Origin of the sequence: Pseudomonas parafulva NBRC 16636 = DSM 17004, assembly GCF_000730645.1 — a bacterium.
Classification (GTDB): Bacteria; Pseudomonadota; Gammaproteobacteria; order Pseudomonadales; family Pseudomonadaceae; genus Aquipseudomonas; species Aquipseudomonas parafulva.
Genome location: NZ_BBIU01000022.1, coordinates 23,439 through 35,711 on the forward strand (window position 1 = coordinate 23,439; position 12,273 = coordinate 35,711).

The 12,273-nt window shown below is 65.0% G+C and carries 11 protein-coding genes; 1 reads left to right on the plus strand and 10 read right to left on the minus strand.

Going from position 1 to position 12,273, the window contains the following annotated elements; genetic code table 11:
- Window positions 1–44 precede the first annotated feature (44 nt).
- Window positions 45–1,262, minus strand: a complete 1,218-nt coding sequence (gene serB, locus PPA02S_RS14995; RefSeq protein WP_028631850.1) for a phosphoserine phosphatase SerB — start codon at window positions 1,260–1,262, stop codon at window positions 45–47.
- A gap of 134 nt (window positions 1,263–1,396) precedes the next feature.
- Between serB and PPA02S_RS15000 the strand changes: the two genes are divergently transcribed.
- Window positions 1,397–2,848 (plus strand): AhpA/YtjB family protein, encoded by a 1,452-nt coding sequence (locus PPA02S_RS15000; protein WP_028631851.1) that lies wholly within the window; start codon window positions 1,397–1,399, stop codon window positions 2,846–2,848.
- Window positions 2,849–2,915: 67 nt separating this feature from the next.
- On the opposite strand, the gene PPA02S_RS15005 is transcribed toward PPA02S_RS15000, so the two are convergent.
- The 9 genes from PPA02S_RS15005 to PPA02S_RS15045 form a co-directional block, all read right to left on the minus strand.
- Window positions 2,916–3,626: a PqiC family protein gene (locus tag PPA02S_RS15005; RefSeq protein ID WP_028631852.1), complete on the minus strand. Its 711-nt coding sequence runs from the start codon at window positions 3,624–3,626 to the stop codon at window positions 2,916–2,918.
- Between the two features lie 171 nt (window positions 3,627–3,797).
- A complete protein-coding gene (gene parC / locus PPA02S_RS15010) occupies window positions 3,798–6,053 on the minus strand; it encodes a DNA topoisomerase IV subunit A (protein ID WP_028631853.1) in 2,256 nt (751 codons plus the stop codon).
- A gap of 10 nt (window positions 6,054–6,063) precedes the next feature.
- The gene (locus PPA02S_RS15015; protein ID WP_028631854.1) at window positions 6,064–6,582 is read right to left on the minus strand and encodes a retropepsin-like aspartic protease family protein; all 519 of its coding nucleotides are present in this window, start codon (window positions 6,580–6,582) and stop codon (window positions 6,064–6,066) included.
- On the minus strand, window positions 6,579–7,565 hold the full coding sequence (locus PPA02S_RS15020) for an esterase-like activity of phytase family protein (protein ID WP_028631855.1): 987 nt from the start codon (window positions 7,563–7,565) through the stop codon (window positions 6,579–6,581). The genes PPA02S_RS15015 and PPA02S_RS15020 overlap by 4 nt, the downstream gene beginning before the upstream one ends.
- Window positions 7,562–9,466: a DNA topoisomerase IV subunit B gene (gene parE, locus PPA02S_RS15025; protein ID WP_028631856.1), complete on the minus strand. Its 1,905-nt coding sequence runs from the start codon at window positions 9,464–9,466 to the stop codon at window positions 7,562–7,564. The genes PPA02S_RS15020 and parE overlap by 4 nt, the downstream gene beginning before the upstream one ends.
- Window positions 9,467–9,501: 35 nt before the next feature.
- Window positions 9,502–10,110 (minus strand): YqiA/YcfP family alpha/beta fold hydrolase, encoded by a 609-nt coding sequence (locus PPA02S_RS15030; RefSeq protein WP_028631857.1) that lies wholly within the window; start codon window positions 10,108–10,110, stop codon window positions 9,502–9,504.
- A 132-nt stretch (window positions 10,111–10,242) separates the two neighbouring features.
- Window positions 10,243–11,016 carry a 3',5'-cyclic-AMP phosphodiesterase gene (gene cpdA / locus PPA02S_RS15035; protein WP_042141828.1) on the minus strand — a complete coding sequence of 258 codons (774 nt, stop codon included), beginning with the start codon at window positions 11,014–11,016 and terminating at the stop codon, window positions 10,243–10,245.
- 40 nt (window positions 11,017–11,056) lie between these two features.
- On the minus strand, window positions 11,057–11,509 hold the full coding sequence (locus PPA02S_RS15040; RefSeq protein WP_028631859.1) for a DUF1249 domain-containing protein: 453 nt from the start codon (window positions 11,507–11,509) through the stop codon (window positions 11,057–11,059).
- Window positions 11,500–12,117 carry an NUDIX domain-containing protein gene (locus tag PPA02S_RS15045; protein ID WP_028631860.1) on the minus strand — a complete coding sequence of 206 codons (618 nt, stop codon included), beginning with the start codon at window positions 12,115–12,117 and terminating at the stop codon, window positions 11,500–11,502. The genes PPA02S_RS15040 and PPA02S_RS15045 overlap by 10 nt, the downstream gene beginning before the upstream one ends.
- Window positions 12,118–12,273: the final 156 nt, after the last annotated feature.

Below are 12,273 nucleotides of genomic sequence, written 5' to 3' on the forward strand. Positions count from 1 at the left end.
CTGTGGAGTGCGTTCACCCCCGCAGCAGGCGGCTAACGCTGCGCTTACGCAGACTGCGCGTCGCGGTCGCGCAGGCCCAGCAGGTACAACACCCCATCCAGCCCCAGGGTCGAAATGGCCTGTTTGGCCGACTGGCGCACCAGCGGCTTGGCGCGGAACGCCACGCCCAGGCCTGCCAGTGACAACATCGGCAAATCGTTGGCGCCATCGCCCACGGCGATGGTCTGCTCAAGCTGCAAGCCCTCTTCGCTCGCCAGCTTCTGCAGCAGCTCGGCCTTGCGCTGAGCGTCGACGATCGGTTCCACGGCCACACCGGTCACCTTGCCGTCGACCACTTCCAGCTCGTTGGCAAACACATAGTCGATGCCCAGCCGCGCCTGCACCTGGCGGGCAAAATAGGTGAAGCCGCCCGACAGAATGGCCGTTTTGTAACCCAGCCGCTTGAGCTCGGCAAACAGGGTCTCCGCCCCTTCGGTGAGGCGCAGCGACGCACCGATCTGGTCCAGCACACCCACGTCCAGGCCCTTGAGCAGCGCCATGCGCTCCTTGAAACTGGCGCGAAAATCCAGCTCGCCGCGCATCGCCCGCTCGGTGATCGCCGCCACCTGCTCGCCCACGCCCGCCGCCTTGGCCAGTTCGTCGATCACCTCGGCCTCGATCAACGTCGAGTCCATGTCGAACACCGCCAGGCGGCGATTGCGGCGGAACAGGTCGTCTTTCTGGAAGGCAATGTCGATGCTGAGCGCTTCGGACAAGGCAAAGAACTCGGCCCGCAACGCCTGGGCATCATCAGGCTCACCGCGCACCGAAATCTCGATGGCCGCCTTGCCCTTGCTGGTATCGGCGTCCAGCGCCACACGGGCAGACAACCGCTCGATGCGCTCGATGGTCAAGTTGTGCTGGCTGATCACCGCACTGACCTGCTGCAGTTGGTCCGGGGTGATCTTGCGGCTCAACAGGGTCACCACGTGGCGCGCGTCACCGTGGCCGTCGGCCCACTGCTGGTAATCCGCCTCGGAAATCGGCGTGTAGCGGGCCTGCAGGTTAAGCTCATGGGCCTTGGCCTGCACGCTCTGCAACAGCTTGGTGGCCACTTCGTTGTCGGGGATGTCCACCAGGATGCCGAACGACAAGGTGCCGTGCATCACCGCCAGGCCGATGTCGAGAATGCTCACCCCGCCCTGCAGCAGGACGCCGGTGATGGCAGCAGTGAGACCGGGGCGATCTTCACCGGTGATGTTGATCAGGACGATTTCGCGCACAACCTGGCTCCGACTTCGATGAAAAATGCGCATTCTACCGACTTTCCGTGACCATCGGGCGCCAACGATACTTTGCCGACAAAACCCGGGTCGCTATACTGCCCCCCACTTCATGCCATTAAGAGCCGAGCTCAGTGAACCGGCCCACGCCCGTCAAAGCAGACAACTTCTTCCTGATGATCTATCGCGCCCTGAGTCAACGTCGCGTGCCACTGGCACTGCGCATCGCCTGCACCAACATCTTCCTGGTGGCCCTGGCGCTGGTGATCTATGCCTGCGTGATGGGTTTGCAGTTCAAGCAGGCCATGCACGAGCAGGCCGACGCACTGGGGCAGAGCCTGACCACGCAGACAGCCACTTCGGCGACCGAACTGCTGGTGGCCAACGACATCCTCAGCCTCAATGTGCTGCTGGGCAACCTGGTGAAGAACCCGCTGGTGGCCCATGCGGCTATCTATAGCGTCGACAACCGCATCCTCGCCGAAGCCGGGCAGCGCCCGCGCAACAGCCTGATCGGGGAAACCGAGGGGGTCTACCAGACCAAGATCACCTTCCAGGACGTCACCGCCGGGCAACTGCGCATCAGCCTGGACATGAGCCAGTTCCAGCAACCCATGCTGATCAGCCTGCAGAGCATGGGCATCCTGGCCGCCATCCTGCTGGTACTGGCACTTACCCTCAGCCTGCGCCAGGGCCGCTACATCACCCTGCCACTGTTGCAACTGCGGGTGTGGCTGCGTGACCCACAGCACTACACCCCGGCCACCGACCGCCAGGACGAGATCGGCGATATCGCCCGCCAGCTGCACGCACGCCTGGCCCCGCCACCGCCTCCAGAGCCGGAACCGGAGCTGGAAGACGAGGACGAGCTGGAGCATGACCTGCACAGCGCACCTGCCGCCAAGCCTGCACCACGGGCAAGGCCGGCTGCAGTGGACGAAGACGATGACGAAGCCTTTGCCGGCCTGCTGGATGACGAAGCGCCCAAACCGCTGCCCATCGAGTCGGATGAACCGCAGTTCAGCGCCATACTGGCCGTGCAGCTGGGCTCGCAGGAGCAGCTGCGGCGCCTGCCACGTACCCGCCTGGCCGAGCTGACCGAACGCTACCAGGACTGCCTGGAGCAAGCCGCCTCGCTGTATGACGGTGAAACCCACACCCTCAATGACGGCAGCACGCTGGTGCTGTTCCACAGCCGCGAGTGCGGTGAGGACTACCTGACCAATGCCATCTGCTGCGGCGAGCTGCTGCGCGCCCTGGGCCATGCGCTGCAAATCGAGGTGGCCGACAGCGGCATTACCCTGCAATTGCAGCTCGGCCTGACTCTGGGTAACGACCTGCACGGGCTGGAGCTGGTGGACGTGCTGATGGCAGAAAAGGTACAGGACGCACTGGCGCTGTCGCAGCACAGCCGCAACCTGCTGCTGGTGGAACGCAAGATCAGCGACGACGCGCTGATCCGCCAACGTGCCCGCATCCGCCCCATCGCCAGCCCAGAAGGCGCATGCTGCGTAGAGCGCCTGATGGAGCCCTACCCCTCCATGCTCGAGCGGCAACTGGCGCGCATGCACGAGGGCCGGGTCTGACACCCACCCCAGCAGCCGCACGCAAAAAAGCCCGCATCAGCGGGCTTTTTCTTACTTAACGCCAAGATCAGAACCGATAGACTTCCATATCGGTACGAATCGGGGACGCCATGGGGATCTTCGATTTCTCAGGCTGCTTCTTCACCTGCGCAGGTGCAGCAGGTTTTTTCGGCGCAACCTCGGCAATCGCCGGCTGGTTGGCCAGAGGCTTTACGGCCGTGCTCAGCTGCTCAGCCAGCTTTTGCAACAGCTGGCCCTGGGCCTGCACCTGGGATGCTTCGCTGCCCTCGTGCTGTTGCTCAAGGTGAACGATGCGGTTGTCACGTACTTGGCCACGGCGGTCGAGTACGCGCCACTGGGCATCCAGAATGGCCGGTTGGTTCTTGCCTGAGTCCAGCCGCGTGATCGACAGCAGCACCTGCACATCCGGGCTGAAACCCGCTGTGGCCGGCGCCAGCACCACACGCTGGCTGTCCAGGCGCCAGGCCAGCTGGCGGACAAGCAGTTGGTCGATGTCCGAAGAAAGGCTACCGGCCCAACGGCCATCGGTGGCGGCGCTCAGGCTGCCGTCAGCCTGGCGTTGCAGAAAGGTTTCGCGTTGCAGGTAGTCGGCCACCGAGACAGGGCCCAGCACCACAGCCATGCCAGCACTCTGCGACGGCTGGCCAGGCTCACCGCTGTCGAGCTGGTACAGGGCCACAGGCTGATGCATGGTGCACCCACCCAGGCCCAGCAAGCCAGTCATCAACAGCGCAAAAGGAATGCGCAGAAATTTCATCATCCCATCCAGGCGGATGCCTTCAGGCATACCGCAGTGATACACAATTATTCAAACGGGCGCACGGCCAGGCCGGCGCCGCAAGGGGCATATCATCCGCGAAATGGCGGCCCGACTCCAGCATTTCTGCCCGCACAGGCGGTGAAATCGCCAATGCGGGCCTTGCGGGCGTCAGGCCGGGAGCTCGACCTGCAACCCGTCGACCCGCTGGAAGCCACGTGGCAACTTGCTGCCGCGTCGGCCCCGCTCGCCCTTGTAGTGCTCCAAGTCATCTGCCTTGAGGGACAGCGTGCGTTTGCCGGCTCGCAGCACCAGCGTGGCGCCCTCGGCGATCACGGCAATATCGGTCACGAACTCTTCACGGCTGGCCACCCGATCACCCGGCACACCGATGATCTTGTTGCCCTTGCCCTTGCCCAACTGCGGCAGGTCGCTGACCTTGAACACCAGCAACCGCCCTTCGGTGGTCACCGCCGCCAGCCAGTCCTGCTCACGGCTGGCCACCGGGCGCGGGGTCATCACCTTGGCACCGTTAGGCAGGTTCAACAGGCCCTTGCCGGCCTTGTTCTTGGCCTGCAGGTCTTCACCCTTGACCACGAAGCCATAGCCCGCGTCGGATGCCACCACGTACAGCGCATCGTCTTCGGGCATCAATACGCAGTCGAAGGTGGCACCCGGTGGCGGGGTCAGGCGCCCGGTCAGCGGCTCGCCCTGCCCCCGGGCAGACGGCAGGCTGTGGGCCGCCAGCGAATAACTGCGTCCTGTGGAGTCGATCAGCACGGCAAACTGGTTGGAACGCCCGGCAGCGGCAGCCTTGAAGCCATCGCCGGCTTTGTACGACAGGCCCGTGGCATCGATGTCGTGCCCCTTGGCACAGCGCACCCAGCCTTTTTCGGACAGCACCACGGTAACGGGCTCGGTCGGCATCAGCTCGTTTTCCGACAGGGCCTTGGCTTCGGCACGCTCGACGATCGGCGAACGGCGGTCGTCCCCATAGGTTTCGGCATCCTTGATCAGCTCACTGCGCACCAGCTTGCGCAGCTTCGCCTCGGAACCCAGCAGGGCCTGGAGCTTGGCCTGCTCCTTGAGCAATTCGTCCTGCTCGCCGCGGATCTTCATTTCTTCCAGACGGGCCAACTGGCGCAGGCGGGTCTCGAGAATGTAGTCGGCCTGGATTTCAGTCAGGTCGAAGCGGGCAATCAGGGCCTGCTTGGGTTGGTCTTCGGTGCGGATGATGTGGATCACTTCATCCAGGTTGAGGAAGGCGGTGAGCAAGCCATCCAGCAGGTGCAGGCGCTTTTCCACCTTGTCCAGGCGGTGCTGCAGGCGGCGGCGCACCGTGTTGGTACGGAACTCCAGCCACTCCAGCAGCAGGGCACGCAGGTTTTTCAGCTGTGGCCTGCCGTCTAGGCCGATGATGTTGACGTTGACCCGGTAGCTGCTCTCCAGGTCGGTGGTGGCGAACAGGTGCTGCATCAGCTCAGCCGCATCCACCCGGTTGGAACGCGGGATGATGACGATGCGGCAGGGGTTCTCGTGGTCGGACTCGTCCCGCAGGTCGGCCACCATTGGCAGCTTCTTGGCCTGCATCTGCGCGGCAATCTGCTCCAGCACCTTGGCACCGGAGACCTGGTGCGGCAGCGCGGTAACCACGATATCGCCATCTTCGACGCGGTACACGGCGCGCATGCGAATGGAGCCGCGCCCGCTTTCGTACATCTTCAGGATCTCGGCCCGCGGCGTGATGATTTCCGCCTCGGTCGGGTAGTCCGGCCCCTGGATATGCTCGCACAGTTGCTCGATGGTGGCCTTGGGCTCGTCCAGCAAACGGACGCAAGCACTGGCCACTTCGCGCAGGTTGTGCGGCGGCACGTCGGTGGCCATGCCCACGGCGATACCGGTGGTGCCGTTGAGCAGAATGTTGGGCAGGCGCGCCGGCAGCACGGCCGGTTCCTGCAGGGTGCCATCGAAGTTGGGTACCCAGTCCACGGTGCCCTGGCCCACTTCGCTGAGCAGCACTTCAGCGTAGCGCGACAGGCGCGCCTCGGTGTAGCGCATGGCCGCGAACGACTTGGGATCGTCCGGCGCACCCCAGTTACCCTGGCCGTCGACCAAGGTGTAGCGGTAGCTGAACGGCTGCGCCATCAGCACCATGGCTTCGTAGCAGGCCGAATCACCGTGGGGGTGGAACTTGCCGAGTACGTCACCCACCGTACGCGCCGACTTCTTGTGCTTGGCGTCGGCGTCCAGCCCCAACTCGCTCATGGCGTACACGATGCGCCGCTGCACGGGCTTGAGGCCGTCACCGATGTGCGGCAGGGCGCGGTCCATGATCACGTACATGGAGTAGTTGAGGTAGGCCTGTTCGGTGAAGTCAGCCAGTGAGCGGCGTTCTACGCCATCCAGGCTGTCTTGTAAGTCGCTCATGCGAGCCTCGTCATTTCAGGTTCTGGCGCAACAGCATGGTGCCGCCGCGCTGGGTAAATTCAAGTTGTTTCAGGGCGCTCATGCCCAGCAGCACAGTGTCGTCGTCCAGGCCGGGTATCACCACCGCGCGCACGTTCTGCAGGTGGATATCACCCAGTTGCAGGTCTGCAAGGCGTGTGCTGTAACCGGCAGCCCGGCCATTGGCGGTGCTCAGCACCACGGGGCTGCCGCGGGTGAGCCCCAGCTTGCCAGCCAGGGTTTCGGGCACGGCCACGTCCGTGGCGCCGGTGTCGAGCATGAAGTGCACCACCTGGCCATTGATGGCGCCATCGGCCACGAAGTGGCCCTGGCCATTGCCCAGCAGGCGCACCTCGATAAAGCCTTGCCCGTGGGACGACTGGACCTGGGCGTTGGGGTTGCGCTGGCGGTCTTCCCAGTCACCAAAGTAGCGGGTGGCCAAAAACAACGCGGCCGCCCAGGCCAGGATCATCAGTACCCTGCCCGCACGCCTGCCGGGGGCCTGGCTCATGGCTTGGCGCTCCAGCCGCCTTGCGGCGCGGCGAAGCGCCAGACGATGGGGCGTGCCTCACCGTCGGCCCGGGCAGCCTCGTTGTTGTCCAGGCCGACCCAGGCGCCTTTGGCATCGATCACCAGCGCTTCGGCCACGCCGAACGGCTGGTCGTAACGGCGGTGCTCAACCAGTGCATCGGCAGCGAACGACCAGCAACGCTCCACCTGGCCGGTGTCTACGTCGCGCCGGCAAATACGGTAGGCATTGCGCTCCAGGGTGAACAGCTTGCCCTCGAACCAGGCCAGGTCGGCAAAGTCCCGCGAACGCGGCCGGGCGTTGGGCATCTGCGCGGGCTGCATTTCGGTACCGGCTTCGCTCAGCAGCACACAGCCACGGCCACAGGACCACACCGACTGCTGCCGTTCGATGGCCACCAGGCCACGGCGCTCACGCTCTGCCGCCAGCCACAGGCGGTCCCCTGCCGGGTTGATCGCCAGGCCTTCGAACAACGCATTGAAGTTCAGCAACATGCCGCTGGCACGGGCCTGGCGCACCATGGCCGAGTCAATCTTCAGCCAGCCCGGCTCACCCGCCTCGGGCAGCTGCAGCACCGCTGCATGGGCCTCACTGACCAGGTAGAGGTTGCCCGCCTTGTCACAGGTGAGGCCCTCGAAATCCAGCTCGCCACCGCGCACCAGGCCCGCAAGCCAGGTGCGGGTCTTGAGCCCCCATGGCAAGCCGCTTTCCGGTACCGCTGGCGGATCGAACAGCAGAGGTTCGGCACGCCACACGCGGGCTTGCTGGTCGAGGCGGTAGATGCGGTCGTCATCACGGTCCGACACCCCCCACAGGCTGCCCCGGCACTGGGCCAGGCCAGACAGGTTGCCGGCACGCATGCCGTCGATGGGGTGCTCGGCGACCAACTGCAACTCGGGCCATTCGCCTGCCACGCTCGGCAGGGCCGCCAGCGCCAGCAAGGCCGCCAGAAGCAGACGGATCAAACCATGACCTCGGCCAGGTTGCCTTTGGTTTCCAGCCAGGCCTTGCGGTCACCCGCACGCTTCTTGGCCAGCAGTTTGTCCATCAGCTCGCACGTGGTCTGTACGTCGTCCAGGGTCAGTTGCACCAGGCGCCGGGTGTTCGGGTCCATGGTGGTTTCGCGCAGCTGGGGCGGGTTCATTTCGCCCAGGCCCTTGAAGCGCGTAACCTGGGGCTTGCCGCGTTTCTTCTCGGCCACCAGGCGGTCGAGGATGCCGTCGCGCTCGGCTTCATCCAGGGCGTAGTAGATTTCCTTGCCCAGGTCGATGCGGTACAGCGGTGGCATGGCCACATAGACGTGCCCGGCTTCGACCAGGGCGCGGAAGTGCTGGACGAACAAGGCACACAACAGGGTGGCGATGTGCAGGCCGTCGGAGTCGGCGTCGGCCAGGATGCATACCTTGCCATAACGCAGCTGTGCCAGGTCGGTGGCCCCCGGGTCTACGCCAATGGCCACGGCAATGTTGTGCACTTCCTGGCTGGCCAGCACCTCACCGCCATCCACTTCCCAGGTGTTGAGGATCTTGCCGCGCAGGGGCAGGATGGCCTGGAACTCCTTGTCCCGCGCCTGCTTGGCCGAGCCGCCGGCCGAGTCACCCTCGACCAGGAACAGTTCGGCGCGCATCGGGTCCTGGCCTGCGCAGTCCGCCAGCTTGCCAGGCAGTGCCGGCCCCTGGGTGATGCGCTTGCGCTCGACCTTCTTGCTCGCCTTCAGGCGCCGCCCAGCATTGCTGATGGCCAGCTCGGCCAACTGCATGCCCAGCTCGGGGTGGGCGTTGAGCCACAGGCTGAAGGCATCCTTGACCACGCCGGAAACGAACGCCGCCGCCTCGCGGGACGACAGCCGCTCCTTGGTCTGCCCGGAGAACTGCGGGTCCTGCATCTTCATCGACAGCACGAAGGTGATGCGCTCCCACACGTCCTCCGGCGCCAGCTTCACGCCACGGGGCAGCAGGTTACGGAACTCGCAGAACTCGCGCATGGCGTCGAGCAGGCCCTGGCGCAGGCCATTGACATGGGTACCGCCCTGGGCAGTGGGGATCAGGTTGACGTAGCTTTCCTGAATGCTGTCTCCGCCTTCCGGCAGCCACAGCAGGGCCCAGTCCACCGCTTCCTTGTTACCGGCCAGGCTGCCGCAGAACGGCTCGTCGGGCAGGCGCTGGAACTCGCTGACCGCGTCCACCAGGTAGGAGCGCAGGCCATCTTCGTAGTGCCACTCCACCTTCTCGCCGCTGGTCTTGTCTTCGAACGTGACCAGCAGGCCCGGGCACAGCACGGCCTTGGCCTTGAGCACATGCTTGAGGCGGCTGACAGAGAACTTGGGCGAATCGAAGTACTTGGGGTCCGGGCTGAAATACACGCTGGTGCCGGTGTTGCGCTTGCCCACCGAACCGACCACCTCCAGCTCGCTGGCCTTGAAGCCATCGGCGAAAGTCATCTGGTATTCGTTGCCATCACGTTTCACGCGCACACGAACCTGGGTGGACAAGGCGTTCACCACCGAGATGCCCACGCCGTGCAGGCCGCCGGAGAACTGGTAGTTCTTGTTGCTGAACTTGCCGCCGGCGTGCAGCTTGGTCAGGATCAGCTCAACGCCGGAAACCCCTTCCTCGGGGTGGATGTCCACCGGCATGCCACGGCCATCGTCGCTGACCTCCAGCGAGTGGTCGGCATGCAGGGTCACCTGCACCGAACGGGCGTGGCCGGCCAGGGCTTCGTCGACGCTGTTGTCGATGACTTCCTGGGCCAGGTGGTTGGGGCGGCTGGTATCGGTATACATGCCCGGCCGCTTGCGGACCGGGTCAAGGCCCGAGAGGACTTCGATGGCGTCTGCGTTATAGGCGCTAGCGCTGGGATTGGCCATGGGGTCTCGTCGTCAGTCTGGTGAATGCGAAAAAATCAAAATACAGAAAAATCGAGGGCCGCATACTGCGCACGCTCAATGCCGGCAAACGCCAACAACGCCGGCAGCCGCTCGGCAAAGCCCTGGAAGCTGTGGTCGCCACCTGCCTGAATGCGCAGGGCACAGGCGCGGTAGTAGCGCTCGGCATGCCGGTAGTCCAGGGTTTCGTCGCCGGTTTGCAGCCAGACCTGGTAACGGCTGGCGTCAGCCGGCGGTGGTACCTCCAGCGCCGCCAGGGCCTGGACGTGGTCGTGGGTGAGTTCCCAGGCCTCGCCGGTATGGTGGTTGTGCTGGGTGCCCAGGTAGCCGTCAAACAGCGTGTGCGGGTTCACGGCCGGGTTGATCAGCAACGCCTTAAGGCCATGGCGCTCGGCCAGGTGGGTGGCATAGTAGCCGCCCAGCGAACTGCCGACCAGCAACGGCGCGCCCAGCTCGGCGATGGCAGCTTCCAGTTGGGTGATGGCATTGCGTGGGTGATGGTGCAAGGCAGGCAGGCGCAACTGCTCGGCCAGGCCGATCTGCTGCATGACAGCCTCCAGCTGGCGCGCCTTGGTGGACAGCGGCGAGCTGTTGAAGCCATGGATATAGAGGATGGAACCCGACATGCTGCCCCCGGAATCTGTGACTTCGCGCCTGGTGACGCCGGCGCAGGGACGCGCAGTGTAGCGCGTTCGACGGGTTTTGACGCTGCGTGGCGGGTTTGGCAACACTTTTACCGCTCAGCGCTGGTGTACCCGTCAGTACCCTGGGCTGTCGAAGTCCAGCGCCACGACGAAGTCCCGCGCCCGCTCAACCCCCGTCTCGATCACCCCGTCGGCATGCAGGCGCAGCCAGCGGTAGCCTGGCTGCTCGTGGCTTACCTGGAAGTCCTCGCTGCGCGCCGCGAACTGGATGCAGGTAGAAGGTGTAGCCAGTAGCCGTCGGCCCTCGCGCCATTCATCCCATTCTTGGTGCACGTGACCCCACAGCAAGGCGCGCACCTGTGGGTAACGCGCCACCACTGCAAACAGCGCCGGGGCGTTGCGCAGGGCGATGGGGGCGATCCAGGCGCAGCCGATGTCCACGGGTTGATGGTGCATGCACACCAGGCAGTGCCGCCCGCCCGCACTGGCCAGCGCGGCATCCAGCAGCGCCAACTGGGCATCGTCGAGCCAGCCGTGAGCGGCGCCCGGCACGGCCGTGTCGAGCATGATGATGCGCCAGACGCCCCGGTCGGTAACGGGTTGTACCAGCTCGGGCGCAACCTGGGCCATCACTTGGGCTTCGTCATGGTTGCCTGGCAACCAGCGGGCAGGTGCGGCAAAGCCTTCGGTCAGTTGGCGAAACGCCGCGTAAGACGCAACGCTGGCATCCTGGGACAGGTCACCGGTGCACAACAGCAGGTGGGTGTCCGGCTGCTCGCGCAATGCCTGGGCCACCACATGGCGCAGGCTGTCACGGGTATTCAGGCCCAGCATGCTGCCGCCAGGGTCGGCAAACAGGTGAGCATCGGTCAGTTGCACCACATTCACGGTGCCGGCAGGGTTCAGGTGCGGCAACGGCCGTCTCCTTTCAGCGGGCGCTTGCCAGTTCGTGGCCACAGGCCAGGCAGTGGCTCAGCCACTCACCCAGAAACAGGTTGAGCTGGGCCTTTTCGTCCGGCTGGTGCATGGCGTCATTGGGGTAGGGATAGATGCTGCGCAGCCGGCGGGCATGCTCGGCGCTGACCACTTCGGCCATGCGCGCATCGTGGTACACCTGCACCTCCATGACCGGTACCGGCAGCCAGGGCAGGCTGTGCTCCTGGCGCACGCGCAAGGTGGTGGTATAGGGGCAGGCCAGCACCACTTCGAGCACCAGCACACCGAGCATCTGGTCGCCCTGGGTCATGCCGATGCGGCGCGAACTCTGGGTGCTGCGCATGTCGGGCAGCAGCCGCATCAGCCGGGCGTAATTGGCTTCGCAGGCGGCCTGCAGCCCGGCCAGGTCGACCCGGTAGCGCTCGCGCAACAGGTTCACTTCCACATACCCCGGACTTCGTCACGGTTCAGCGCCAGCCATTGCAGCCCAATGATGGTAGCGGCGTTGCAGATACGGCCGTCACGCACCGCCTGCAGGGCATCCTCGAACGACCAGACGCGCACGCGGATGTCCTCGCCTTCGGCCTCCAGGCCATGCAGGCCACCCGCGCCCTCGGCACTGCACCGGCCCAGGAACAGGTGGACGTATTCATCACTGCCGCCCGGTGAGGGGAAGTAGCGGGTCATCGGCCACAGCGCGCTGAAGGTGAGGCCGGCCTCTTCTTCGGCTTCGCGGTGGGCAACCTCTTCGGGCTGCTCGTCCTTGTCGATCAACCCTGCAACCATCTCGATCAGCCAGGGGTTGTCGGCCTTGCCCAGGGCGCCGACGCGAAACTGCTCGATCAGCACCACTTCATCGCGTTGCGGGTCGTAGGGCAGCACGCACACCGCGTCGTGGCGCACGAACAGCTCACGGCTGATCTCGCGCCCCATGCCGCCGGCAAACAGCTCATGGCGCAGTTGCAGCTTGTCGAGCTTGTAGAAGCCCTGGAAGCAGTTGGCCCGCTTGACGATCTCGACCGCCCGGGGCACTGAATTCAACGTGTCTGACATGGAAATCCTCATTACCTCGATACCGCTTCGCGCCATCCTACTCTGCACGCTGGCACGTTTCACCCCCCAGCAGCAACCGTTGGGGCACACGGGACAGCAGGCGGTGTCTCTGTTAGCTTAGTGGCGAACTGAAGGCCGTGCCGACAGTCAAAGGCC

Excerpts from the sequence above, each read along its gene's own strand:
- PPA02S_RS15005 (WP_028631852.1), bottom strand. The coding sequence starts at position 3,626 with ATGAAATTTCTGCGCATTCCTTTTGCGCTGTTGATGACTGGCTTGCTG.
- PPA02S_RS15045 (WP_028631860.1), bottom strand. The coding sequence starts at position 12,117 with ATGTCAGACACGTTGAATTCAGTGCCCCGGGCGGTCGAGATCGTCAAG.
- parE (WP_028631856.1), bottom strand. The coding sequence starts at position 9,466 with ATGGCCAATCCCAGCGCTAGCGCCTATAACGCAGACGCCATCGAAGTC.
- PPA02S_RS15030 (WP_028631857.1), bottom strand. The coding sequence starts at position 10,110 with ATGTCGGGTTCCATCCTCTATATCCATGGCTTCAACAGCTCGCCGCTG.
- PPA02S_RS15015 (WP_028631854.1), bottom strand. The coding sequence starts at position 6,582 with ATGAGCCAGGCCCCCGGCAGGCGTGCGGGCAGGGTACTGATGATCCTG.
- parC (WP_028631853.1), bottom strand. The coding sequence starts at position 6,053 with ATGAGCGACTTACAAGACAGCCTGGATGGCGTAGAACGCCGCTCACTG.